We start from the raw sequence: 24,889 nt of genomic DNA on the forward strand, positions 1-24,889 counted from the left end.
TTTGGGGGTCCTGTGACCTCGGGGATCCGAAATCCATAGGCGTCCGGCGGTCCCGCCGGCGCGCTTCCTGTTCGGGGAAAGGCGCCGGCAGGCGGAGAAGCCATGCGGTCGGGATCAGGGCTTCGGCGGGGTGGAGTAGTCCGGGAACTCCGGCGCGGCCGACGCCTTGTTGTTGGAGATCGCCGCACGGCGCTGCTGCTGGTACAGGCTGCGCGCGGTGGCGTAGAAGTCCAGCGAGTTGCGGCGCAGGTCGTCGACCTCCTTCAGGATCTCGGACCGGCGGTCGACGGCGCTGACGACGGAACGGGTCACCAGCATGCCCTTGTGGTCGGTGCCGTAGGCCCAGATGCGGACCGGGTCGCCGACGGTGTCGACGGCATAGCCGGCGGTGTCGCGCAGGTTCGACGGACCCAGCAGCGGCAGCACGATGTACGGGCCGTCACCCACGCCCCACACCGCCAGAGTCTGGCCGAAATCCTCCGGCGCGTTCGGGATGCCGGCCTGGGTGGCGACGTCGGCGAGGCCGCCCACGCCCAGGATGGTGTTGGTCAGGAAGCGGCCGGTGGCGTGCGACGCCCCGTCAACATTGCCCTGCAGCAGGTTGTTGGCGATGTAGAGCGGCGACATCAGGTTGTCGATGAAGTTGTGGATCGCGTCGCGCACCGGATCGGGCACGACGCCGACGTAAACCTCAGCCGCCGGACGGATCACCAGGATGTCCGCCGCCTCGTTGGCGGCAAAGACGAAGCGGTTGGGGATCTCCAGCGGATCGTTGACCTGATAGGCGGCGTCCGTCGCGCCCGAGTCGCCCGGGTTGGTCGCGCAGGCCGTTGCCGTCAGGGCGAATGCCACGACGGTGGCCGTACGGAGGAGGGAGCGGGAAAGGCTGGCCAGCTTCATGTGCGACGGCTCTTTATCAGTGGGCTCGACTCGGTGCGGGTCGCCGCATGTCCTGTCCACAACCGAAGACTCCGATGGCGGATGTCCTCAACCCTGGCAAGGTGGCTACGCGGTCGGGGGGAAGATTGGGCGAGATATCGCAGAATTTCCACCGTTTCATGACCTAACACAGGCTTTGCGGTTTGACCAGCATGGGCACTCGCAGCCTGCGCGGCAGCGCGGCGATCGTGACGGCTTGGCCGCAGTGGTGCCGGAGAGCTTGCGCGCCACCGCATTCGATATCGGACCGGGCGGGCGGGCAGGGGCCGGGCCACCGCCGTGACCAATGCGATGGCGACCGTCCGCGAAAAGCGGTTTACGACGCATAAAGATATCTTTATATCTGTATCCGGGTCGTCGGTGCATGGTGCGCCGGCCGGCCGCACCCCTCCCTGGCCCGAATCGGACGTAAGGCGATGGACGATCTGCTGGCGACGCTGAAGGCGGCGGCCGAGACCACGCGGTTGAGGCTGCTGGCGCTCTGCGCGCACGGCGAGCTGACGGTGACCGAACTGACCCAGATCCTGGGCCAGAGCCAGCCACGCGTCTCGCGCCATCTGAAGCTTCTGTGCGACGCCGGGCTGCTCGACCGTTTCCGCGAGGGCACCTTCGCCTTCTACCGCCTTGCCGAGAAGGGGCAATCGGCCGAGCTGGCGCGCGTGCTGGTCGACGCCATCCCCGACGAGGATCCGACGCTCACGCTCGATCTGGAGCGGCTGGAGGCGATCAAGCGCTCCCGGTCGGAGATCGCCGCCGCCTATTTCCGTGAGAATGCCGCGCGCTGGCACGAAATCCGCTCCCTTCACGTTGCGGAAGGCGAGGTCGAGGCCGCTCTGCTGCGCCTGTTCCCGAAAGAGGGGGTGGAGGAGCTGCTGGATATCGGCACCGGCACCGGACGGATGCTGGAGGTGCTCGCCCGGCGCGTCCACCGTGCGATCGGGGTAGACCAGTCGCGCGAGATGCTGACCGTCGCCCGCAACCGGCTGGAGGAGGCGGGGCTTCGCCACTGCCATGTCCGGCAGGCGGACATGTACCAGCTGCCCTTTCCCTCCGGTTCCTTCGACGCCGCGGTGATCCATCAGGTGCTGCACTACACCGAATCGCCGGCCGGCGTCCTGGCCGAGGCGGCGCGGGTCCTGCGCCCCGGCGGGCTGCTGCTGGTCGTCGATTTCGCCCCTCATCATCTGGAAGCCCTGCGCGAGGAGCATGCGCACCGCCGCCTGGGCTTCGCGGACGCCGAGGTCGCCGGCTGGTGCCGCCAGTCCGGCCTGGATTGCGGCCCGGTGGTGCATCTGCCCGGCGATCCGCTCACCGTCTCCATCTGGCCGGCCACCCGCCTTGCCGCCGGCACTCAACTTTCTTCCCCGAAGCCCGCCCACTCGCTCAGCGGAGTCCCGTCATGACCGCGCCCACCTCTGCGCTGCCCTCCATCAGCTTCGAGTTCTTCCCGCCCAAGTCGGAGAAGATGGAGCAGAGCCTGTGGCAGTCGATCCGGCGGCTGGCTCCGCTGTCGCCCGGCTTCGTGTCGGTGACCTACGGCGCCGGCGGCTCGACCCGCGAGCGCACCCACGCCACCGTCTGCCGCATCCAGGCGGAGACCGGCATCCCGGCCGCCGCCCACTTCACCTGCGTCGGCGCCACCCGCGACGAGATCGACGCCATCGCCCGAACCTACTGGGATGCCGGCATCCGCCATCTGGTGGCCCTGCGTGGCGACCCGCCGGAGACCGCGGGCGGCGTCGGCGGGCGGTACGAGCCGCATCCCGGTGGCTATGCCTATGCCGCCGATCTGGTGGCGGGGATGAAGCGCATCGCCGACTTCGAGATCTCGGTCGCCGCCTATCCCGAATCCCATCCGGAGGCGCCGAGCGCCCAGTTCGATCTCGACAACCTGAAGCGCAAGGTCGATGCCGGCGCCACCCGCGCCATCACGCAGTTCTTCTTCGACAACGACGTCTATTTCCGCTTCCTCGACCGCTGTGCCGCGGCCGGAATCCATGTGCCGATCGTGCCCGGCATCCTGCCGATCACCAACTTCGCCCGCGCGGTGGAGTTCGCCGGCAAGTGCGGCGCGTCGATGCCGGCGAAGCTGGCCGAGACCTTCGAGGGCCTGGACGACGACCCGGAGACCCGCCATCTCGTCGCCGCGACCGTGGCGGCCGAGCAATGCCAGGAGCTGCAGGCGCAGGGGGTGCACGATTTCCACTTCTACACCCTGAACCGCTCCGACCTGACCATCGCCATCTGCCGCATGCTGGGCGTGAAGGCGAAAGCCGCGCCCGCTGCCGCAGCGGTGGCGGGGTAGGGCGCCGGTTCCGCCCTATGCTATGCTGGGGCGGCGGAGCTGGGCAGCTGAGCGGGGCGCGGGAGGGCGATGCAATGGACAGCCGGATCGGATACGACGCGGACTTCTACGCCTGGACCCAGGAACAGGCACGGTTGCTGCGCGAAGCGGCAACCGAGCGCTCCAACTCGCCCATCGACTGGGAGCACATCGCCGAGGAGCTCGACTTCATGGGCGGGCAGGTCAAGGACGCGATCCGCAGTCATCTCGCCACGGTGATCGAGCATCTTCTGAAGCTGGAGTACTCGCCCGATCCCTATCCGCGCCGGAAGTGGCGGATATCGGTGACCAAGGCCCGCCGCCATCTGCAAGACAAGATGGAGGAGCATCCGAGCCTGCAGCGCTGGCCGGCCGAAATCCTGGGAAAGGCGTGGCTGGATGGCCGCGACGATGCCTGCCAGGACGCCAGCATCGCCATCGATGCGCTGCCGAAGGAGTGCCCTTATGCTCTGGAGGACCTGCGCGATCCGAACTGGTGGCCGGTGAACCGGCATGGGCTGGAGGGCTGACGCCATGGACAGCCGGATCGGATACGACACGGACTTCCTCGCCTGGACCGAGGAGCAGGCGCGCCTGCTCCGCGAGGCATCGCGGGAGCGCATCAACACGCCCGTCGACTGGGAGAATGTCGCGGAGGAGATCGAGAGCATGGGCCGGTCCGAATTGCGTGCGGTCGAAAGCGCGCTGGTCCGTGTGATCGAGCATCTGCTGAAACTGGAATATTCCCCTGCAGGCGATCCGCGTGGTGACTGGAAAGTCTCCGTCCTCGAACATCGCGACCGCATTGCTCGTGATCTGTCGGCCAGCCCCAGCATGCGCGGACGGATCGAGACGGCTGACATCTACAAGACCGGCCGGAAGATCGCCGCTCTTAGATTGGAGCGCGACGGCCTCCGCCTGGACGATCTTCCAGCCGACTGCCCCTATTCACTTGAGCAGCTTCTCGGCGAGGATTGGTGGCCCACCAACCGCCACGGCCTCACCTGACCCCGCCATTCCGCCCCGAACCCGCCAAATAACGGACAAGACGCATTCCCATGCCCCACATCCTCGACACCCTGCGTGACCGTGTTCTGCTTTGCGACGGCGGGTTCGGCAGCCGCATCCAGGCGCTCGACCTCGACGTCGAGAAGGATTACTGGGGGCACGAGAACTGCACCGACATCCTGCCCCTCTCGCGCCCGGACATCGTCCGCGACATCCACCGCGGCTATTTCGAAGCCGGCGCCGACATGGTGGAGACCGACACCTTCGGCGCCTCGCCGGTGACGCTGGGCGAGTTCGGCATCTCCGACAAGGCCTTCGAGATCAACCAGCGCGCCGTCGAGCTGGCGCGCGAGGCGGCGGAAAGCTTCAAGGACGGGCTGCCGCGCTTCGTCATCGGCTCCATCGGGCCGGGCACCAAGCTGCCCAGCCTTGGCCACATCGCCTATCAGCCGGCGGAAGACAGCTTCTATGTCCAGGCCGCCGGCCTGATCGCCGGCGGGGCGGACGCCATCCTCGTGGAGACCTGCCAGGACCCCCTGCAGATCAAGGCCGCCGTCAACGGCATCAAGCGCGCCCGGCTTGAGGCCAAGTCCGACACTCCGGTCTTCGTCCAGGTCACTGTCGAGACCACCGGCACGCTGCTGGTCGGCACCGACATCGCTGCCGCCGCCACCGTCATCCAGGCGCTGGACGTGCCGCTGATGGGCCTGAATTGCGCCACCGGCCCGCTGGAGATGAGCGAGCATGTGCGCTGGCTGTCGCAGAACTGGCCGGGCCTGATCTCGGTCCAGCCCAATGCCGGCCTGCCGGAACTGGTGGACGGCAAGACGCACTACCCGCTCCGCGCCGACGATTTCGCCCATTGGCTGGAGCGCTTCGTGTCCGAGGACGGGGTGAACCTCGTCGGCGGCTGCTGCGGCACCAACGTGCCCCACATCGCGGCGGCGAACCAGATGCTGCGCAAGCTGGCTCCTGCTGGCTCGCACCGCCCGGCGCCGAAGGGCCGCACCGTCCATTGGGTGCCTGCGGTTGCCTCGCTCTACTCCCAGGTCACGCTGCGCCAGGAGAACGCCTTCTTCGCCATCGGCGAGCGCTGCAACGCCAACGGCTCCAAGAAGTGGCGCGAGCTGCAGGAGAAGAACGACTGGGACGGCTGCGTCGAGATGGCGCGCGAGCAGGTCAAGGAGGGCTCCCACGCGCTGGACGTCTGCACCGCCTTCGTCGGCCGTGACGAAGTGGCGGAGATGAACGCGGTGATGTCGCGCTTCGTCGGCTCGGTCACGGCGCCGCTGGTGGTTGATTCCACCGAGTACGGCGTGCTGGAGCAGGCGCTGGCGCTGTATGGCGGCAAGGCGATCCTGAACTCGATCAACTTCGAGGACGGCGAGGAGCCGGCGCGCAAGCGTCTGGCGCTGGCCAAGAAGTTCGGCGCCGCCGTCATCGCCCTGACCATCGACGAAGAGGGCATGGCGAAGACGCCCGACCGCAAGCTCGCCATCGCCAAGCGGCTCTACGATCTGGCGGTGAACGAGTACGGCCTCGCCCCGTCCGACCTGCTGTTCGACCCGCTCACCTTCACCATCGCCACCGGCAACGAGGACGACCGCAAGCTCGCCATCTGGACGCTGGAGGGCATCGAGGCGATCGCCCGCGAGATGCCCGGCTGCCAGATCATCCTGGGCCTGTCCAACGTCTCCTTCGGCCTGAACGCCGCGGCGCGCCATGTGCTGAACTCGGTCTTCCTCGACCATGCGGTGAAGAAGGGGATGACGGGCGCCATCGTCCATGTCTCCAAGATCCTGCCGCTGCACCAGATCCCGGAAAACGAGGTCAAGACCGCCGAGGATCTGATCTTCGACCGCCGTGCGGAAGGGTACGATCCGCTGCACGCCTTCATCGCCCTGTTCGAAGGCCGCAAGGCGGCGGACGCCAAGAAGAAGGCGCGGGCGGAGAATGTGGAGGACCGGCTGAAGGAGCGCATCGTCGACGGCGACCGCACCGGGCTGGAGGATGACCTCGCCGAGGCGATGAAGACCCACCCGCCGCTGGAAATCATCAACACCTACCTGCTCGACGGCATGAAGGTGGTCGGCGAACTGTTCGGCGCCGGCAAGATGCAGCTTCCCTTCGTCCTGCAGTCGGCCGAGACGATGAAGGCCGCCGTCGCCTGGCTGGAACCGCACATGGAGAAGGTGGAGGGCCAGCAGAAGGGCACGCTGGTTCTCGCCACCGTGAAGGGCGACGTCCACGACATCGGCAAGAACCTCGTCGACATCATCCTGACCAACAACGGCTACAAGGTCGTCAACCTCGGCATCAAGCAGCCGGTGACCGCCATCATCCAGGCCGCCAAGGAGCACAAGGCGACCGCCATCGGCATGTCCGGCCTGCTGGTGAAATCCACCGTGGTGATGCGCGAGAACCTGGAGGAGATGACCCGCGAGGGGCTGGAGGTGCCGGTCCTGCTCGGCGGCGCCGCCCTGACCCGCGCCTATGTCGAGGGCGACTGCGTGGCCTCCTACGGCTCCGGCCGCGTGGCTTACGCCGGTGACGCCTTCGACGGGCTGACCCTGATGGACAAGGTGGTGGAGGGCAGCTTCGACCAGCAGCTCGCCATCCAGCAGGCCAAGCGCGCCGGCAAGGCGACCAACCGCCGCCGCGTGCTGGGGCAGGCCACCAGCGCCGCCACCGGCCCGGTGGACAAGGACGCCGTCCGCGCCCGCCGCCATCGTCTGGCCGAAGGCGTGCCGGTGCCGACCCCGCCCTTCTGGGGGCCCAAGCTGATCGACCATGTGCCGCTGAAGACGCTGGTCACCTACCTGAACGAGCGCATGCTCTATCAGCTGCAATGGGGCTACCGGAAGGACGGCAAGTCCTTCGAGGAGTTCAAGGAGTGGTCGAAGAAGGAGCTGCGGCCGGTGCTCGACCGCATCCTCCAGATCGCGGCGAAGGAGGAAATCCTGCGCCCGACCGCCGTCTACGGCTATTGGAAGGCGGCGGCCGACGGCAACGACGTCATCCTGTTCGAGGAGGACGGCACCACCGAGGCCGCCCGCTTCACCATGCCCCGCCAGGGCAAGGAGGATGGCGAGTGCATCGCCGACTTCCTGCGCGACGTGACCGATCCCGAGCGTGACGTTCTGGGTCTTCAGGTCGTCACCATGGGCCAGCATTGCGCCGAGGTGGCGCGCGAGTGGTTCGCCGAGAACCGTTACCAGGACTATCTCTACCTGCACGGCCTGTCGGTGGAGATGACCGAGGCGATGGCGGAGTACGTCCACGCCCGCATCCGTGCGGAGCTGGGCTATGGCGCCGAGGACAGCCGCGACAAGGAGAAGCTGCTGCAGCAGTCCTATCGCGGCAGCCGCTACAGCTTCGGCTATCCGGCCTGCCCGAACCTGAAGGACCAGGAACAGCTTCTGAAGCTGCTGGACGCCGGCCGCATCGGCATCGAGATGTCGGACGAGGACCAGCTGCATCCGGAGCAGAGCACGTCCGCCATCGTCCTGCACCACCCGCGGGCCAAGTACTTCTCGGTCTGAGGACCTGACTTCGACGTTGATCCTCCGCCGCCCGTTCCGTGTTAGAATGGGCAGCGGAGGATTTCCATGGGCATGGTCGACGCACGGAACGACGAGAAGCTGCAACTCCTGCTGGACCGGATCGTGCCGGCCCTGGAGCCGGAAGCCGTCTACCTGTTCGGCAGCCGGGCGCGCGGCGACTTCCATGAGGACAGCGACTACGACCTGCTGGTGATCGTACCCGACGACGCGCCGAAGGAGCGGCGGTCGGCTGTGTTCGCCCATGCGGCAAAGGCCGGGACCGGCATCCCGGCGGACATCGTGCCATGCCGGCGCTCCTTTTTCGAAGCGAACAAGGATCAGGTCGGCACATTGAGCTACAAGGCCACGCATGAGGGGGTTCAGGTCTATGGACCTTAGGGTCGGACCCGAAGCATGGCTGGCGACAGCATCCCTGGATCTGCGTGCCGGGCGAGCCTGTCTGTCAGTTCCGGCGCCCATCGTCACCGCCGCCGCTTACCATTGCCAGCAAGCCGCTGAAAAGCTGGTCAAAGCGGTGTTGGTCTGGCTGGGACAGGATGTGCCCCGCTCCCACGATATCGATTCCCTTGTTATGCGCGTCCCCCGCGATCTGCCAGTAAGGGACTGCTTGCTGCCCCTTGGCCGCTTCACCGCTTATGCCACCTTGTACCGGTATCCGGGTGAGGCGGGCGATGTCACGGACGAACCGACCGTAGAAGAGGTTTGCGGCTGGCTGGACGAGATCGAGGCTGTGCGGGACAGCATCGCAGCAGCCATCTATCCCGCGAATGGACCTCTTTCATGACCGCCACCCCCCTCGACCTCCACCGCGAGACCGTCCGTCCGGAGTGGATCGACTACAACGGGCACATGAACGTCGCTTATTACCTGCTGGCCTTCGACCATGCCACGGATGCCGTGCTGGACCGGTTCGGGATCGGCAAGGCCTATGTGGCGGCGGAGAACCGGTCGGTCTTCGTCGTCGATGCCCACCTGACCTATGCCCGCGAGGTGACGGAAGGGGCGCCGCTCCGCTTCGACTCGCTGGTTCTGGGCGCGGACGCCAAGCGGCTGCATCTGTTCCACGAGATGCGGCATGCGGAAGACGGGTGGCTGGCGGCGACGGCGGAGTTCATGCTGCTGCACGTCGATCTGGGCAGCCGCAAGACCTGCCCGTTCCCGTCGGCGGTTGCGGCGGCTCTCGCCGAACAGGCGGCGGCCCATGCGGCCGGTCCCTGGCCGCCGCAGGCGGGACGGGCGGTGGCAGGGCTGAATCCGGCCCAATCCGACAGGGGCCGAGCTTGAGTTCACGGGCAATGCCCCCATCTATCGAGGAATGAAGAACGCCCTCGCCAATCGGCTCCGTTCCGCCTCTCTTCTGGCCGTCGCCGCGGTTGTCACCATCCTTTCCGCCGGGCCGGCGCTGGCCGCCTGTACCGAGGCGGCGCAGCCGAAGGTCAACTGGCGGCGCTGTTCCATGGAGGGGCAGACGCTGACCGGGGTCGACCTCAGCGGCGCGATGCTGCGCGATGCGACATTTCAGCGGGCCAATCTGGGGCAGGCCAAGCTGACCGATGCCGACGGCTATCGCGCGAGGTTCGTCAGCAGCACGGCGCCGGGGGCGATCTTCGACGGAGCGCGGCTGATCGAGGCCGATTTCACCCGGGCCAACCTCGCCGGCGCCAGTTTCCGCGACTCCGACCTGCGCAATGCCAAGATGGTGGGGGCGTCGCTGGTGCGGTCCGACTTGACCGGGGCCAAGCTGTCCGGCACCGATCTTCGCAACGCCGACCTGTCGGGCGCCCGCTGGACCGACGGCACGCACATCTGTGCGGAAAGCTCGATTGGGCAGTGCAACTAGAGCGGTTGCAACAACTCGCCGCATCGCCAAAAACCTTCTTGCCGTAAGGGCTTGGGCCGCGTACCGTTCGAAACCGAATGATTTTTGACGGACGACGGTCGTGGCGATCACGGAGGATTTCGAGCGTTCCAGCGGCCTTGCCGCGAAGGCCATGGAGCGGATGCTGTCCGACCGGCTGCCGCCCACCCCGGAAAACTTCACTCTCTGGTACGTCTACTTCAGCGGCCGCAACCCGGACCTGACCCGCGCCGTCGACCTGGCGCGCCGCGACGGGCAGAGCACCTCGCAGACCCTGTGCGACGAGCTGTACAAGCGCTTCTTCACCACGGATGCGGAGGCGCAGGCGATCCGCGAGACCTCCGACAAGGCGCGCTACGCGCTGGGCCGCATCCTGGAGCAGCTGGGCAATGTCGGGTCGGAGACGGAGCGATACGGCAACGCCCTGACCGGCTTCCGGGACGAGCTGGACCAGCCGCTCAGCCTGCCGGAACTGCGTGCGATGGTCGCCGCCATCGCGGCGGAGACCAAGGAGATCGTCGACCGCCAGACGGCCCTGCAAAACCAGCTTCAGGAATCGAGCCAGCAATTGGCGGAGATGCGGGTCAGCCTGGACCATGCCCGGCGCGAGGCGCTGACCGATGGGCTGACCGGCATCGGCAACCGCAAGGCCTTCGACCTGATGCTTCAGGAGGCGATGGACGCATCGGTGCGGGATGAGCAGCCGCTGTCTCTGCTGATGGTCGACATCGACCATTTCAAGGCTTTCAACGACACCCACGGGCATCTGGTCGGCGACCATGTGCTGAAGCTGGTCGCCCGCATGCTGACCGAATGCATCAAGGGCCGCGACACCGCCGTTCGCTATGGCGGGGAGGAGTTCGCGATCATCCTGCCGCGCACAAGCCTGGAGAACGCCACCAAGCTGGCGGAGCAGGTGCGCAGCTTCGTCGGCGCCCGGCAGATCGTGAACAAGGCGCGCAACGCCAATTACGGCACCGTCGCCCTGTCGGTCGGCGTCGCCGAGTTCCGCGCCGGCGAGCAGGCGATGGCGCTGGTCCGACGCGCCGACCAAGCGCTTTATGCAGCCAAGCGCGGTGGCCGCAACCGGGTGATGGCCGAGACCGCCTGAACCGACCGCCTGAGTCCAGCGCCCCCCTTGATCAGCCGCCCAGCCGACGCCGCACCTCCTCGGTCCCGTGCAGAAGCTCCGTGACCAGTTCCCCCGCCGGTCGGCGTTGCGCAAGCCGCAGCCCCTGGCCGGCCCACAGCGACAGGAACTCCGCCCGGCCGGCCTTGCCGGCGGCGGTGCGCAGCGGCCGGGTCAGCGCGTTCTGCAGGGGGAAGGGCAGCACCGCGTCGGGGGCCGCCGGGTCCTCCGCCGCTTCCATGAATCGGTTGACGATGCCGCGGGCCGGCCGGCCGGAAAAGGCGCGGGTCAGCCGGGTCTGATCCTCGCGTGCCGTGAGGATGGCGGCCTTGTGCGCCTCCGGGATGCCGGCCTCGTCGCTGGTCAGGAAGACGGTGCCCATCTGCACCGCGGTGGCGCCCAATGCCAACGCCGCGGCGATGCCGCGCCCGTCCATGATGCCGCCCGATGCGATCACCGGAATACCGACCGCATCGGCTACCTGCGGAACCAGCGCCATCGTCCCGATCAGAGTGGCACCCGGATCCATCCAGGGATCACCGAGGAAGCTGCCGCGATGCCCACCGGCCTCGCTGCCCTGGGCGATCACCGCATCGACGCCGGCCTGCTCCAGCGCCACCGCCTCCGCCACCGTGGTCGCGGTGCCCAGCACCCGCATGCCGCGCGCCTTGGCCGCCGCCACGCTGTCGGCCGGCGGCAGTCCGAAGGTGACGCTGTAGTAGGCCGCCCCGCTGTCCAGCAGCGACGCGAACTGCCGGTCGAACCCGTCGCCGGCATAAGATGGCGCCTCTGGTGCGGGCAGCCCAAGCTCGGCGTAGAAAGGTGCAACACGGGCCAACGAGTCGGCCATCATCGGCGCGGGACCGGGTGCCGGCGTCGGTGCGAACAGGTTGATGCCGAAGGGCAAGGCGGTACGGCTGCGGATATCGAGCGCTCGCTCGGCGATCTGCGCGTCGGTCAGGTAGGCCGCCCCGACGAAGCCCAGGCCGCCGGCCTCGTTGACCGCCGCGACCAGCGCCGCCGTATCGCCACCGCCCGCCATCGGCGCCTGGATCACCGGCGAGCGCAGCCCGAGCCGGTCAAGGGAGTCCATGAAAGAGGGCATGTCCGTCTCCGTCGCTTCGACAACGCAAGCGATGCTACGCCCCGCCGGCTTTCACGGCCAATGACTAGTTCTGAAGGCGGCGTTCACTTCGGGTGAAGGGAGGGTGCGGTCGCCGCGGCCGTTATCGGTCCATCTCCCGTGCCAGCGCCAGGAAGCCCGCAATGTACTCGACCGCCTCTTCGCCGCGGCGGGTACCGAGATGGATGCTCTTGCCGATGCCGTCGGGGCCGAGGCGCAAGCAGCGGATGGGCAGGTGGGCGCCCTCCTCGCGAACCAGCCAATCCGGCAGGACGGTGACCCCGCGTCCGGCGGCGACCAGCTGCAGCATCAGGTCGGTCGTCTCCGCCGTCCGGTGGCGGCGCGGACGGCAATGGGCAGGCACGAGGAAGCGCGTGAAGACATCCAGCCGTTCAAGGCCGACCGGAACGGTGATCAGCTCCTCGTCCTGCAGATCCTGCGGCTGGACCAGCCCGCGCGCGGCCAGTGGATGGGCTTCATGCACCACCAGGACCAGTTCGTAGTCGAAGACGGGCGTGAAGAGGATATCGGGTGAAGTGATCGGATCAGGCGTGATCAGGAGGTCGATTTCGTTGTCCTGCAGCGCGGCGATTCCGTCGAAACGAAAGGCCGTGCGAACCTCCAGATCCACGTCCGGCCATTGCGTCAGATAGGCCGCGGTCATCCGCATCAGCCATTTCTGGCACGGGTGGCATTCCATCCCCACCCGCAGCGCCCCGCGCTGGCCCGAGGCGAAATCGGCCAGAACCCGCTCGGCATGCTCGATCTGCGGCAGCACGCGCTGTGCAAGCGCCAGAAGATGCTTGCCGGCCTGGGTGAAGCGGAGGCTGCGTCCTTTCTTCGTCCAGATCTCGATGCCGTAGCGTTCCTCGACCTTGCGGATCGTGTGGCTCAGCGCCGACTGGCTGACGTTCAACCGTCCGGCGGCGGCGGTGACGCTGCCCAGGCGGTCAACCTCCCGCAGGATCGCCAGAAGCTGGCGGTCGATCATTCATGACTCCCGCTCATCCATCCATGAGAACAAACCATTTCCGTTCATAATGGGCGACGGTTACTCATGGATCAACCGTTCCCGCCGGCACTGGCCGACGCACCGCCCGAGGATCGCCATGCCGCAAGCCGAAGCCACGCACGCCGCCGATACCGAACTCGCCTCCACCTCCGTCAGCCGGCACGAGTTCGGAAACGTCACGCGGCTGGTCGTCGCGCAGGCGCTTGCCGGGGCCAATGCGGTGGTCGTCTATGCCACCGGCGCCATCGTCGGCAACACGCTGGCGCCCAGCGCGGCTTTGGCGACGCTGCCGATCTCCATCTTCGTGGTGGGAATGGCGGTGTGCACCTTGCCGGCCGGGACCATCGCCCGCCTGTATGGCCGGCGCGCCGCATTCCTTGCCGGTACAGGATGCGGCGTCCTCGTCGGCCTGCTGTCCTGGCTTGCGATCCTGCTGGGGTCGTTCTGGCTGTTCTGCGCGGCGATGATCCCCGGCGGCGCCTATGCCGCGGTGGTGCTCTCCTTCCGCTTCGCCGCCGCCGACTGCACCTCGCCCGAGCGCCGCCCGCGGGCGATGTCCGCCGTCATGGCGGGGGGCGTGGTCGCCGGAATCGTCGGGCCGCAACTGGTCACCCACACGATGAACCTGTGGCCGCCCTACCTGTTCGCGGCGACCTATGTGGCCCAGGCCGCGGTCGCCGCCCTGTCGGCGCTCGTCCTGCTCGGCGTCCGTCTGCCGAAGCCGACGGCGGCGGAGGTGGCCGGAGGGCGGTCGGCCGGCCAGATCCTGCGCCAGCCCCGCTTCATCACCGCCGTGATCTGCGGGGTGGTGTCCTACCTGCTGATGAACTTCATCATGACGGCGGCCCCGCTGGCGATGCGGCTGTGCGGCCTGTCGCAGGAATCGGCCAATCTCGGCCTGCAATGGCATGTCATCGCGATGTACGCCCCCAGCTTCTTCACCGGCCGTCTCATCACCCGCTTCGGCGCTCCCCGCCTGGTCGCCGCCGGATTGGCGCTGATCGCCGCGTCCGCCGCCGTGGGACTGATGGGGCTGGATGTGGCCCATTTCTGGGTGAGCCTGATCCTGCTGGGTGTGGGCTGGAACTTCGGCTTCCTCGGCGCCTCGGCCCTGGTGTTGGAGTGCCACCGGCCGGAGGAGAAGACGCGGGTGCAATCGCTGAACGACTTCATCGTCTTCGGCACGATGGCCTTCGGCTCCTTTGCCTCCGGCGGATTGCTGACCAGCTACGGGTGGGAGTCCGTCCTGTGGATCTCGTTCCTGCCGCTGGCGGTGGCGTGCGCGGCGCTGGTCGTCACCGCATTTTACCGCAGTGACAGCAAGGCCGCGTGAAAACACGTCGGGCGCGGTCTTTCCCCCGCGCCCGAAGCTCCACCACAGTGACGCCGACCCTCAGATCACGCCCATCAAATGACGTAGGTCAGCTCTTTCTCCGACTTCAGGCTGTTCTTGCCCAAAGTCTCGTCGACATAGTCGAGCAGCTGGGCCAACGCCTCGCTGCGGCCGAGCGCGTCGGTGTCGATCACCAGTTCGGGCTGGTCCGGCGCCTCGTAGGGGGCGGAGATGCCGGTGAACTCGGCGATCTCGCCGGCGCGCGCCTTCTTGTACAGGCCCTTGGGATCGCGCTCCTCGCAGGTGGCGAGGTCGGCGGCGACATACACCTCGTGGAAGCGCTCGCCACCGATCACCCGCGCCTTGGCCCGGTCGGACTTCAGCGGCGAGATCAGCGAGGCGATCACCACCATGCCGGCGTCGGCGAACAGCTTCGCCGTCTCGGCCACCCGGCGGATGTTCTCCGCCCGGTCATCGGCGGAGAAGCCCAAGCCCGCATTCAGCCCGTTTCGCACATTGTCGCCGTCCAGCACGAAGGTCTGCCAGCCGCGGTCGAACAGCGCGCGTTCCAGCGCCATCGCCAGCGTCGACTTGCCGGCACCGGACAGGCCGGTGAGCCAGACGATGCCGCCCTTGTGGCCGTTCGACTGGGCGCGCTCCTCCAGCGAGACGGTGTGCGACACCTCGGTGATGTTGGCCGCCGCGGCGTCCTCGATCTCCACCACAAGGCAGCCGCCGACCACGTCGTTGCCGTCGATCAGGGCACCGCGGCCGGTGCGCGGCAGGGCCGATGCCAGATCGAGCGCGATCGGCGAGCGGGAGCGCAGGACGACCTCGGCCACCTCGTTGCGGCGGACCGCCTTGCCGGGGGTGCTGGACAGATCCTCCACGTCGATGACCGCCGTCACCTGCTCCACCGTCACGCGGTGTTCTGCGGTGGCGATCTTCAGCGTGTAGGTCTTCCCCACCACCAGCGGGTCCGACACCAGCCAGAACAGCCGCACGCTCAGCCGGTGGGCCAGCGTCGGGGCGTCGGCCTGATGGTGGGCGATGTGGCCGCGCTCGGCGAAGATGCGCTTGTCCAGGGTGATGCCGATGCTCTGCCCGGCCTGCGCCGACAGCACGGTCTCCGGATGGTTCCACGCCTCGATGCTGACCACCTTGGCGCTGGCGCCGGTGGGCGAGAAGTGCAGGGTGTCGCCGACGCGCAGCCGTCCGCTTTCGATGCGGCCGGCCAGGATGCGGCGGTCGTCCGGCTTGTAGACGTCCTGCAGCGGCAGGCGCAGCGGCTGGTCGGGCGAGGTCTGCTGCGGACGGAAGGCGTCCAACTGCTCGATCACCGTGGGGCCGAGATACCAGTCCGACTGCTCGCTGCGGCTGACGATGTTGTCGCCGTTGCGGGCGGACACCGGGATCACCGCCTTCGGCTGCAACCCAAGCTCGGCCAGATAGTCCTTGATCTCCTGCGCCACGACTTCGTAGCGGCGGCTGGAGAACTCGACCTTGTCCATCTTGTTGACGACGACCGCGACCTGACGCACGCCCAGCAGATGCAGCAGGAAGGCGTGGCGGCGCGACTGTTCCAGCGCGCCCTCGTCGGCGTCGATCACCAGCAGCGCGGCGTCCGCCTGGGAGGCGCCGGTCACCATGTTCTTCAAGAACTCGGTGTGGCCCGGCGCGTCGATGATGACGTAGGGGCGCTGCGCCGTCTTGAAGTGGATCTGCGTGGTGTCGATGGTGATGCCCTGGTCACGCTCGGCCTGGAGCGCGTCCATCACGAAGGCCCATTCGAACGGCATGCCGCGCTTGCGGCTCATCTCGCGGACCTGCTCCACCTTGCCGTCGGGCAGGCTGCCGGTGTCGTTCAGCAGGCGGCCGATCAGCGTGGACTTGCCATGGTCGACATGGCCGACGATGACGATGCGAAGTTGAGAATGCGGCATCTTACATGTACCCCACGCTGCGCAGGCGCTCGAAGCTGTCTTCGGATTCGTTGTCCATCGCGCGGCCGGCGCGCTCCGGAATGCGGGTCACCTGAAGCTCGGCGATGATCTCGTCGATGGTGGATGCGGTGCTGTCGACCGGGAAGGTGATGTTCTTCTCGCCCAGCGAGCGGTAGCGCTTGCCGTCGCGTGCGAAGTACAGCGGAACGATGGGAATGCCCTCGCGCTGCGAATAGCGCCAGATGTCCAGCTCGGTCCAGGCCAGCAGCGGGTGGATGCGGACATGCACGCCTTCGGGGAAGCGGGTCTTGTAATGGTCCCAGAACTCCGCCGGCTGGTCCTTGACGTCCCAGTCGCCTTCAAGCGAGCGGGGCGAGAACACGCGCTCCTTGGCGCGGGTCGCCTGCTCGTCGCGGCGGATGCCGACCATCACGCCCTGATAGGCGTGGTCGCGCAGCAGGTTCTTCAGGCCTTCCGTCTTGCGCGCGGCGGCACGCGTCAGGGGGGGAAGGGTCTGGTCCATCTCCTCTTCCGGCGGGCATTGCTCCACCTTCAGGTCGAGGCCCCATTCCTTGGTGATGCGGTCGCGGAACTCGTAGACTTCCGGCAGCTCCATGGCGGTGTCGAGCTGCACGACGGGGAAGGGAATGCGGCCGAAGAACGCCTTGCGGCAGAGCCAGAGCAGCGCGTTGCTGTCCTTGCCGATCGACCAGAGCATCGCCAGCTTGTCGATGCGGTTGTAGGCTTCGCGCAGAATATAGATGCTCTGGTTTTCGAGCTGGTCGAGATCGGCGCTCATCGGGCGATTCCAATCATGGTGGTGTGTATGCCGCATTCGGTCTTGGCGCTGCCGGCCCAACGGCCGGAGCGCGGGTCGGCGCCGGGCGCCACTCGCTCGGTGCAGGTGTAACAGCCGATCGACAGGAACCCGTCGGCCTCCAGCGGGTGGCGCGGAAGGTCGCGCCGGGTGAACTCCTCCTCCAGCCGGTCCTTGTCCCAGTTGGCCAGCGGGTTGACCTTCACGCGGCCCCCCTCCGTCTCGAACAGGGGCAGGGCGGCGCGGGTCGCGGACTGGAACCGCTTGCGCCCCGTCACCCAGGCTTCCAGCCCGGCGGCGGCCAGCGCGCGGTCCAGCGGCACCGTCTTGCGCAGGTGGCAGCAGGCGTCGTGATCGCGGTTGAACAGCATTCCGTCCTTGTCGCCGGCGGCGAGGTCGTCGGCGGTCGGGCCGATCTCCCGCACATCCCGGAGGCCGAGCCGCTTCACCAACTGGTCGCGGTAGCGCAGGGTCTCGCCGAACAGCTTGCCGGTATTCACAAACAGAACCGGGAAATCCGGCGTCGCCTCGGCGGCCAGCGCCAGCAGCACCGCGGATTCGGCGCCGAAAGAGGACAGCAGTGCGATGCGCCCGCCGAACACGTCGTGCATGGCGGCCAGCAAGGGCGCGCCTTCCAGCGTGCCATAGCTGTCGGTCAGATGTTTCACCCGTGTCGCGGCGTCCATCGTCAGCTGCCTTTCGCGGTGGCCATATTATCTACTTTACTAGTAGATTTACCGTTCGTGTTTGCACATTAACACCGGCGGAAAACCCGTGCAACGTAAATACATTCTCTACTTGTTTAATAGGTGCCATAGCTGTCGGTCAGATGTTTCACCCGTGTCGCGGCGTCCATCGTCAGCTGCCTTTCGCGGTGGCCATATTATCTACTTTACTAGTAGATTTACCGTTCGTGTTTGCACATTAACACCGGCGGAAAACCCGTGCAACGTAAATACATTCTCTACTTGTTTAATAGGCTTGTGCTGCGCTGCAGAACTTTGTGTGAAATATGTTGATTGTGTCGGCGGGCCTGGGCTAAATACCGCCATGCACATGATCTCCATCATAGGGACTGGCGTCCGCCGCTCCGCGTCGCCCGCTCCGGCGGTACGGCCATGATTCCGCTGGCGCTCGACCCGTCGCGTGTGGCGATCGCGTTGGCCGGCAACGGTCCGCTCGCGGTTCGGCGCCTGACGCAATTGCGCGAGGGCGGGGCTGACCCGGCGGTGTTTTCACCGGTTCCGGATGGGGAATTGGCCGAACTCGCCGGTGACCGTCTGGTGCGAGCTTTGCCGGATGCCAAGGATTTGGACACGGTCGGCGTGTTGTATGTCATGGGGCTGGGGCCGGAGACCGAGACGGCACTGGCGGAGCTGGCGCGGTCGCGCCGCGTGCTGGTGAATGTCGAGGATGTCATCCCCTTGTGTGATTTCCACTCGCCCTCCGTGGTGCGGCGTGGCGATCTGGTGATGACGGTCTCCACCGGCGGCCGCAGCCCGACGCTCGCCAGCCTGCTGCGCCAGCGGCTGGAGGCGCTGTTCCCGGAAGAGTGGGCGGAGCGGCTGCGCACCATCGCCGACTTCCGCAACCGCCGCCGGGCGGAGGGGGCGTCGATGGCCGAGGTCGCCAAGGAGACCCGCGCGATGATCGATAGGGAAAAATGGCTGCCGTGAGGACCTCCCGCGCCGCCTCCCACGCCGCCGCGCCGAATTCACTGCCGGACCCTCACCGGTTCGGGTAAGACACCAAACGCGTTCGAGAACGACCAGCCAGGAGAGCCAGATGTCGGCCAAGGATCGATCGAAGGAAGGATCGATGAAAGCCATCACCGCCAACCGCCTGCGCGACGGGGAAGTCGTGTTCCTGGGCGAAGGCGGCGTGTGGGTCGAGTCCTTCGCCGAGGCCGCGCTGTTCCCGCGCGCCGAGGCCGACGGGGTGCTGGCCGCCGCCAAGGAAAAGGCGGAGCGCGAGCAGTTCGGCGTCGACATCTACGCCTTCGAGGTGGTGGAGCAGGACGGCATCCCGGTCCCGGCGACGATGCGCGAGCGCATCCGCACCGCCGGCCCGACCGTGCGCCTGGATCTGGGCAAGCAGGCCGCCTGACTTCCTGCCTCAATTAATGAACGCTGGCCGTTCCGGCGGCCCTTTAGGGTTTATCGACATGAACCACATCGCGCCCGGCGCCCGTGCCGGCATCTATCATTACGACGAGATCGACCGGCAGTTCGTCGCCGAGCGCGTCGAGCAGTTCCGCAAACAGGTCGACCGCCGCCTGTCCGGCGAGCTGACGGAGGAGGAGTTCAAGCCGATCCGGCTGATGAACGGCCTCTATCTGCAGCTTCACGCCTACATGCTGCGCATCGCCGTGCCCTACGGCGTGATGTCCGCCACCCAGCTGCGCAAGCTGTCGGCCATCGGGCGCCGGTACGACCGCGGCTACGGCCATTTCACCACCCGCCAGAACCTGCAGTACAACTGGATCAAGCTGGAGGACACCCCGGCGATCCTGCATGAGCTGGCCGAGGTGGACATGCACGCGCTGCAGACCAGCGGCAACTGCGTGCGCAACGTCACCACCGACCCCTTCGTCGGCGCCGCCAAGGACGAGGTGGTGGACGGCCGCGTCTATGCCGAGATCCTGCGGCAGTGGACGACGATGCATCCCGAGTTCACCTATCTGCCGCGCAAGTTCAAGATCGCCATCTCCGGTGCGGAGAGCGACCGTGCCGCGGTGCGCATCCACGACGTCGGCCTGCTGGCGCGCCGCAACGACAAGGGCGAGCCCGGCTTCTCCTTCTATGTCGGCGGCGGTCTCGGCCGTTCGCCCTTCGTCGGCAAGCCGGTGCGCGAGTGGGTGGCCCAGGAGGATTTCGTCGCCTACCTGGAAGCCATCCTGCGCGTCTACAACCAGTATGGCCGCCGCGACAACATCTATAAGGCGCGCATCAAGATCCTGGTGCACGAGTTGGGGCTGGAGAAGTTCACCCAGGAGGTGGAGGAGGAGTTCGCGCGGCTGCGCGGGCCCAAGTACCGCCTGGACCCGGAGGTCGTCGACGCCATCCGCCAGCATTTCGCCCCGCCGCCCTTCGAGGAGCTGCCCGACCATTCCGATGCGCTGGAGCGCGCAAAGGCATCCGACCCGGCCTTCGCCAACTGGCTGGCGGTGAATGTCGCGGAGCACAAGGCGCCGGGCTATGCCATCGCCACCATCTCGCTGAAGCCGGCCGGCGGCATCCCCGGCGACGCCACCTGCGAGCAGATGGACCTCGTCGCCGATCTGGCCGAGCGCTACAGCTTCGGCGAACTGCGCGTCACCCATGTCCAGAACCTCGTCCTCGCCCATGTTAAGAAGGACGACCTCTACGACCTGTGGAAGCAGCTGGATGCCGCGGAGCTGGGCAGCGCCAATGCCGGGCTGATCGGCGACATCATCGCCTGCCCGGGGCTGGACTACTGCGCGCTGGCCAATGCCCGCTCGATCCCGCTGGCCCAGGCGATCTCGGCCCGCTTCGCCGATCCGGTCCGCCAGCGCACCATCGGTGAACTCGGCATCAAGATCAGCGGCTGCATCAACGCCTGTGGCCATCACCATGTCGGCGCCATCGGCATCCTCGGCGTCGACAAGAAGGGCACCGAGTACTACCAGATCACGGTGGGCGGCGACCCGACGCTGACCACGGCCATCGGCGACATCCTGGGCCCGGCGGTGACCGAGACCGAGGCGGTGGACGCCATCGAGGCCATCGTCGACGTCTATCTCGCCAACCGCTCGGGCGAGGGCGAGCGTTTCATCGACACCCTCAAGCGCGTCGGCCATGCCCCGTTCAAGGAGAGAATCTATGCCGCTGATTGAGAATGGGCGCATCGGCGAGGACGCCTGGAGCTTCATCCCCGACAGCGAGCCGGTGCCCAACGACCGCCCGGTCATCATCAACTTCGAGCGCTGGCAGGGGGAGCGCGACAGCTTCGACGGCCGCAACGCCAAGCTGGGCGTGCGGCTGAAGAGCGGCACGCTGGCAGGGGCCATCGCCGCCGATCTCGACCGCTTCGCCCTGGTGGCGGTGGAATTCGCCAAGTTCCGCGACGGCCGCGGCTTCTCCACCGCGCGCGAGCTGCGCGAGCGCTACGGCTACACCGGCGAGATCCGCGCGGTCGGCCATGTCATCCCCGACCAGTATCTCTATCTCGTCCGCACCGGCTTCACCTCCGTCGAAGCGCCGGAGGGCACCAACCCGGACAGCTGGGCCAACGCGTTGACCGAGGTCACCATTGCCTTCCAGCCGAGCCTGGACGACACGGCACCGCTGTCGCTGCTGCGCCGCAAGCTGAAGGTGGGGTAGGGCGTTTTCCACCGGTCCTTCCGGCGGTTCGTCACAGGGAAGCGAAGGGCGCCCGATCCGACCGGATCCGGCGCCCTTTTTCCGTTTTCCGAATGACGGGGCAGGGGAAGGCCGCGCCGGTCGTGTCGGAGAGGGTGCAATTTCAGAGATTAAACATGATGATTCATCTCGTCATATAACCTCCGTTGCGTTCTACCTCTATCGGAAGGAGAGTTTCCTCCTAATGTGACGCGCGCGAAGGCGTGCCGTCCGTCGCATTCGATGACGGGGAACGAAGCTGATGGCTGCCGAAACACAGACTCCAGACAAGACCATCTATCTCGGCCTCGCGATGTCCGGGGCGATCTCCGCCGGCGCCTATTCCGCCGGCGTGCTCGATTTCCTGGTGGAAGCGCTGGAGGAATGGGAGGCAGCGAAACAGCGGGACATCGCCAACGGCACCCGGACGGTGCCCCATCACAAGGTCGTCATCGCCACCATGACCGGCGCGTCGGCCGGCGCCATCACCAGTTCCATCGGCTCGCTCTGCGCCGGCATGGGCGCGCGGCCTTCGAAGGCCCGCCGGCCGAACGACCCGATTTACGCCGCGCGTGACGAGGCGGGAACGGCCGGCAAGGTCCCCTGGCACGTCCTGCCGGAACTCTATCAGGCATGGGTGGACGGCCCGGCCTTCGTGAAGAGCGATGCCGACAAGGCCGCGGCAAAGCAGGCGGAGGACGGGACGCCGACGATCCCCGGGCTGCTGGACAATGCGGATTTGCCTGCCGGCACCAAGCTGGGCGACGTGTACTCGCTTCTCAACGCCCAGCCGCTGATGAACATCGGCCGCAAGGCGCTGGCCGACCTGGAGGTGGCGGCGAGCGCCCCCGATCGTCTGCCGCCGCGCCCCTACATCGCCGAAAACCTGCATGTGCTCCTGACCCAGACCAACACCCGCGGCATCCCCTACAAGATCGAGGTGCGCGGCGGCATGGGCGGGTCGGCCTACGGCATGATGAACCATCTCGACCACGCCCATTTCGTCCTGAAGGGACTGGGATGCGCAGCCTTCGTCAGCCCATGGGCGCAGTCGGACGCGGCCTACAGCTACACCGTCGATTCGAACGCCGGCGGCGCCGCGGCGCGGAACGAGGGCTCGCTGTGGTTCGAGAGCGAGGACGGGGAGAAGCCGAAGGAATATACGCAGCCCAACAGCAAGCGGCTGGTGAAGAACACGCTCGCGTCCGGGGCATTTCCGATCGGGCTCTCGGCCCTGGACCTGGTGACTCCGCTGTCACACTACAACCAGCGCGCCTGGCCGATGAGCATCCCTCCCGATCGGTTCAAGGAGATCAAGCCCCAGTGGCCGTGGGGGAACGGCTCCTCCGGGAAGGGAACGGTCCTGCAGCCGCCGGAGAATTACCGGTTCGCGGCGGTGGACGGCGGCGCCATCAACAACGATCCCTTCGACCTCGCCCGTTACGCGCTGATGGAAAATCCCCCCGAACGGGCGCCGAGCGATGTGGCGGAAGTCAACCGCATCGTCGTGATGATCAGTCCCTTCCCCGAGACCCCGACCATCGACGGCCTCAATCCGGATGGGAGCGCGAACACCCGGCTGACCAAGATCGTCTCGAAGATGATCGGCATGTTCGTCGAACAGAGCCGCTTCCGCCCCGACGTGCTGATGCGCGCTCTGGACAACACCGGGGCCGACCTGTGGCGCATCTCCCCGTCGCGCTTCGTCGGCACCAAGTCGCAATCCGCGGCCATCGCCTGCGGTCTGTGGGGCGGCTTCGGCGGCTTCCTCGACATCGAGTTCCGGCGCCATGATTACGAGCTGGGCCGCCGCAACTGTCAGCGATTCCTGCAGTCCTGGTTCGGCCTGCCCGACAACAATCCGCACATCGATGCGGTGGGCGAGCCGATCAGCCGCGTGATGAAGACCGACGAAGCCGGCGAGGAGGTTCGTTACCCGATCATCCCGCTCTGCGGCAGCGCGCGCATGGAGGTGACGCCGCGCGACTGGCCGACGGTCACGCCGCAGATATATCAGGGCTTCGTGGACGCGGCCATGGCGCGCTACGACCGGCTGGTCGATCTCGGATGGAAGCAGCTTCTGGAGTCCCTCAGCACGGGCGAAGCCGTCGTCACGCGGTTCAATGTCCTCACCTGGGCCGTGTTCAAAAAGGCGAGATCGAGCACACTGAAGGCTATCCGCAAGTTCACCTTTCCCGATTTGGTCCACCGCGACCAGATCCTGCAGGAAGATCTGCGCCGGGTGCTGGAGTGCTGCATGGACGACAAGCCGTCGCCCTATATCCTGACCATGCGCCTGCTGAAGAGCTTCCCCGACTTGAAAAGCAGCAAGAAGATCATCTTCGACGTCATGCGCGGTACGGCCTCGCTGCCTACCGATGTCATCGCCGAGAACATCTGCCTTCTGCTGGCCCGGTCGATCGACAAATGCCCGGTCGAGGTGGATCACATTACCCTGCTGTTCGCCAAGGACGCTCCGGTCTACCGTTCGGCGGACAGCGTTCTGGACGAGCTGAGGCTGGCCTATGCCGATGTCTCGCCGGACGCCAGGGCCGACGACGTGGCGAAACTCATGGAGAAGTTGCAGGGGTACGGCTACATCGCCATCGAACAGTGGACCGGCGTCGGCACCGGCAATCCCAAGAAGGCGGGTTGGATCGGGTGGAGCAAGACCACTCCCGCCTACCGCTACGCCTACCGCGACGACGGCGACACGATCGACATCTGATATCGGTGTCGGAAAGTTCCGGCTCTCCGACCCCGGCATCGCCCGCGACCGCAGTCCGACGGAGGCCCGCTCACCAATGGCGGACCGGGCCGACGTCGACGTGGACGAAGTTGCTGTCGGGGTAATAGCCGACGCCGCCGCCACGCAGGCTCAGCGCCGCGCGCTGAAGCTGACGGGTGGACATCTTGGGCACCCGCAGGTCGATGGCCATGCCGCGCATGTGGAAGCTGTTCTGGGCGACGCCGCTGTGATCGGCTTCGCGCAGCATCGCGTTGGATTCCGGCGAACGGTAGCCGGAAACGATTTCGATCGGACCCTTGCGGCCGATCTTGCGGCTCAGGTTGTGGACCAGATCCAGCAGCTTCGGGTCGATGGGATGGACCGAGTTGTTGCGGTGGTCGCGCAGCAGGTGGTTGATCGCCCGCACGGCATCGCGCACATAGCGGCCCTTCGCCCAGTACTCGGCACTGACCTTCTCGCCGGTGTGCAGGTTCACCAGGGACAGCATCCGCGGTGGGGCGCGGAGCGCCGCGGCCTCGGCCTCCTCGCTCGCGAACAGGGTTCCCCCGGCGGAGGCGACCGCCGCCAGGCCCAGCCCGGCGCGCAGAAGAGAGCGGCGATCGAGATGACGGCGTTCGGTGGCGTGGCTCTCGCCAGCGCTCGGGCGTGCGGTCGTGGTCGACCGGGCGTCCGCATCCTTCATCATTCTTCCTTCATATCCCGTTTTTCCGCTCCGGGGCGCCGTCTCCGTC

23 protein-coding genes are annotated in these 24,889 nt (G+C 67.0%); 16 read left to right on the forward strand and 7 right to left on the reverse strand.

What is annotated here, in order from left to right; translation table 11 throughout:
- Nucleotides 1-114: 114 nt before the first annotated feature.
- The gene (locus ACWPKK_RS03095) at nt 115-900 is read right to left on the reverse strand and encodes an MlaA family lipoprotein (RefSeq protein WP_324865495.1); all 786 of its coding nucleotides are present in this window, start codon (nt 898-900) and stop codon (nt 115-117) included.
- A 455-nt stretch (nt 901-1,355) separates the two neighbouring features.
- Here ACWPKK_RS03095 and ACWPKK_RS03100 point away from each other — a divergent pair, with 455 nt between their 5' ends.
- The 10 genes from ACWPKK_RS03100 (at nt 1,356) to ACWPKK_RS03145 (ending at nt 10,802) form a co-directional block, all read left to right on the forward strand.
- A complete protein-coding gene (locus ACWPKK_RS03100; protein WP_452000979.1) occupies nt 1,356-2,342 on the forward strand; it encodes an ArsR/SmtB family transcription factor in 987 nt (328 codons plus the stop codon).
- The gene (gene metF, locus ACWPKK_RS03105; RefSeq protein ID WP_452000981.1) at nt 2,339-3,244 is read left to right on the forward strand and encodes a methylenetetrahydrofolate reductase [NAD(P)H]; all 906 of its coding nucleotides are present in this window, start codon (nt 2,339-2,341) and stop codon (nt 3,242-3,244) included. The genes ACWPKK_RS03100 and metF overlap by 4 nt, the downstream gene beginning before the upstream one ends.
- Nucleotides 3,245-3,318: 74 nt before the next feature.
- Nucleotides 3,319-3,792, forward strand: a complete 474-nt coding sequence (locus ACWPKK_RS03110; protein WP_452000982.1) for a DUF29 domain-containing protein — start codon at nt 3,319-3,321, stop codon at nt 3,790-3,792.
- Nucleotides 3,793-3,796: 4 nt separating this feature from the next.
- Nucleotides 3,797-4,270: a DUF29 domain-containing protein gene (locus ACWPKK_RS03115; protein WP_452000983.1), complete on the forward strand. Its 474-nt coding sequence runs from the start codon at nt 3,797-3,799 to the stop codon at nt 4,268-4,270.
- Between the two features lie 50 nt (nt 4,271-4,320).
- Nucleotides 4,321-7,812: a methionine synthase gene (gene metH / locus ACWPKK_RS03120; protein WP_452000984.1), complete on the forward strand. Its 3,492-nt coding sequence runs from the start codon at nt 4,321-4,323 to the stop codon at nt 7,810-7,812.
- Nucleotides 7,813-7,884: 72 nt separating this feature from the next.
- Entirely contained in the window at nt 7,885-8,211 is a 327-nt protein-coding gene (locus ACWPKK_RS03125) for a nucleotidyltransferase domain-containing protein (RefSeq protein WP_324865506.1), read from the forward strand.
- The gene (locus ACWPKK_RS03130; protein ID WP_452000986.1) at nt 8,201-8,617 is read left to right on the forward strand and encodes a HEPN domain-containing protein; all 417 of its coding nucleotides are present in this window, start codon (nt 8,201-8,203) and stop codon (nt 8,615-8,617) included. The genes ACWPKK_RS03125 and ACWPKK_RS03130 overlap by 11 nt, the downstream gene beginning before the upstream one ends.
- Nucleotides 8,614-9,117, forward strand: a complete 504-nt coding sequence (locus ACWPKK_RS03135; protein WP_452000987.1) for a thioesterase family protein — start codon at nt 8,614-8,616, stop codon at nt 9,115-9,117. The genes ACWPKK_RS03130 and ACWPKK_RS03135 overlap by 4 nt, the downstream gene beginning before the upstream one ends.
- A gap of 31 nt (nt 9,118-9,148) precedes the next feature.
- Nucleotides 9,149-9,673, forward strand: a complete 525-nt coding sequence (locus ACWPKK_RS03140; RefSeq protein WP_452000989.1) for a pentapeptide repeat-containing protein — start codon at nt 9,149-9,151, stop codon at nt 9,671-9,673.
- A 100-nt stretch (nt 9,674-9,773) separates the two neighbouring features.
- Nucleotides 9,774-10,802, forward strand: coding sequence for a GGDEF domain-containing protein (locus ACWPKK_RS03145; protein WP_452000990.1), 1,029 nt, complete (start codon nt 9,774-9,776; stop codon nt 10,800-10,802).
- A 31-nt stretch (nt 10,803-10,833) separates the two neighbouring features.
- Here ACWPKK_RS03145 and ACWPKK_RS03150 read toward each other — a convergent pair whose 3' ends face one another.
- Together ACWPKK_RS03150 and ACWPKK_RS03155 are read right to left on the reverse strand one after the other, a co-directional pair.
- Complete coding sequence (locus ACWPKK_RS03150; RefSeq protein WP_452000991.1) at nt 10,834-11,925, reverse strand: NAD(P)H-dependent flavin oxidoreductase; 1,092 nt, start codon at nt 11,923-11,925, stop codon at nt 10,834-10,836.
- Between the two features lie 121 nt (nt 11,926-12,046).
- Nucleotides 12,047-12,934: a LysR family transcriptional regulator gene (locus ACWPKK_RS03155; protein WP_452000993.1), complete on the reverse strand. Its 888-nt coding sequence runs from the start codon at nt 12,932-12,934 to the stop codon at nt 12,047-12,049.
- 118 nt (nt 12,935-13,052) lie between these two features.
- On the opposite strand from ACWPKK_RS03155, the gene ACWPKK_RS03160 reads away from it, so the two are divergent.
- Nucleotides 13,053-14,288: an MFS transporter gene (locus tag ACWPKK_RS03160; protein WP_324865520.1), complete on the forward strand. Its 1,236-nt coding sequence runs from the start codon at nt 13,053-13,055 to the stop codon at nt 14,286-14,288.
- 74 nt (nt 14,289-14,362) lie between these two features.
- Here ACWPKK_RS03160 and cysC read toward each other — a convergent pair whose 3' ends face one another.
- Genes cysC through ACWPKK_RS03175 form a run of 3 tightly spaced genes read right to left on the reverse strand, consistent with a single transcriptional unit; the run spans nt 14,363 to nt 17,734 of the window.
- Complete coding sequence (gene cysC / locus ACWPKK_RS03165; protein ID WP_452000994.1) at nt 14,363-16,231, reverse strand: adenylyl-sulfate kinase; 1,869 nt, start codon at nt 16,229-16,231, stop codon at nt 14,363-14,365.
- A gap of 1 nt (nt 16,232) precedes the next feature.
- A complete protein-coding gene (cysD, locus tag ACWPKK_RS03170; RefSeq protein ID WP_310114473.1) occupies nt 16,233-17,030 on the reverse strand; it encodes a sulfate adenylyltransferase subunit CysD in 798 nt (265 codons plus the stop codon).
- The gene (locus tag ACWPKK_RS03175; RefSeq protein ID WP_452000995.1) at nt 17,027-17,734 is read right to left on the reverse strand and encodes a phosphoadenylyl-sulfate reductase; all 708 of its coding nucleotides are present in this window, start codon (nt 17,732-17,734) and stop codon (nt 17,027-17,029) included. Before ACWPKK_RS03175 ends, cysD begins: the two co-directional genes overlap by 4 nt.
- A gap of 432 nt (nt 17,735-18,166) precedes the next feature.
- On the opposite strand from ACWPKK_RS03175, the gene ACWPKK_RS03180 reads away from it, so the two are divergent.
- The 5 genes from ACWPKK_RS03180 to ACWPKK_RS03200 all read left to right on the forward strand — a co-directional run bounded on the left by ACWPKK_RS03180 (nt 18,167) and on the right by ACWPKK_RS03200 (nt 24,137).
- Nucleotides 18,167-18,724: a precorrin-2 dehydrogenase/sirohydrochlorin ferrochelatase family protein gene (locus tag ACWPKK_RS03180; RefSeq protein ID WP_452000997.1), complete on the forward strand. Its 558-nt coding sequence runs from the start codon at nt 18,167-18,169 to the stop codon at nt 18,722-18,724.
- 142 nt (nt 18,725-18,866) lie between these two features.
- Nucleotides 18,867-19,154, forward strand: a complete 288-nt coding sequence (locus ACWPKK_RS03185) for a DUF2849 domain-containing protein (protein WP_324865531.1) — start codon at nt 18,867-18,869, stop codon at nt 19,152-19,154.
- A gap of 247 nt (nt 19,155-19,401) precedes the next feature.
- Nucleotides 19,402-20,904 (forward strand): nitrite/sulfite reductase, encoded by a 1,503-nt coding sequence (locus ACWPKK_RS03190; protein ID WP_452004706.1) that lies wholly within the window; start codon nt 19,402-19,404, stop codon nt 20,902-20,904.
- Nucleotides 20,891-21,391: a DUF934 domain-containing protein gene (locus tag ACWPKK_RS03195; protein WP_452000999.1), complete on the forward strand. Its 501-nt coding sequence runs from the start codon at nt 20,891-20,893 to the stop codon at nt 21,389-21,391. The genes ACWPKK_RS03190 and ACWPKK_RS03195 overlap by 14 nt, the downstream gene beginning before the upstream one ends.
- 280 nt (nt 21,392-21,671) lie before the next feature.
- Nucleotides 21,672-24,137 carry a hypothetical protein gene (locus ACWPKK_RS03200; RefSeq protein WP_452001000.1) on the forward strand — a complete coding sequence of 822 codons (2,466 nt, stop codon included), beginning with the start codon at nt 21,672-21,674 and terminating at the stop codon, nt 24,135-24,137.
- 70 nt (nt 24,138-24,207) lie between these two features.
- Here the strand turns inward: ACWPKK_RS03200 and ACWPKK_RS03205 are convergent, their stop codons facing one another.
- Nucleotides 24,208-24,843, reverse strand: a complete 636-nt coding sequence (locus ACWPKK_RS03205; RefSeq protein ID WP_452001002.1) for a DUF882 domain-containing protein — start codon at nt 24,841-24,843, stop codon at nt 24,208-24,210.
- Between the last annotated feature and the right edge of the window lie 46 nt (nt 24,844-24,889).

Source organism: Azospirillum largimobile, assembly GCF_977007025.2.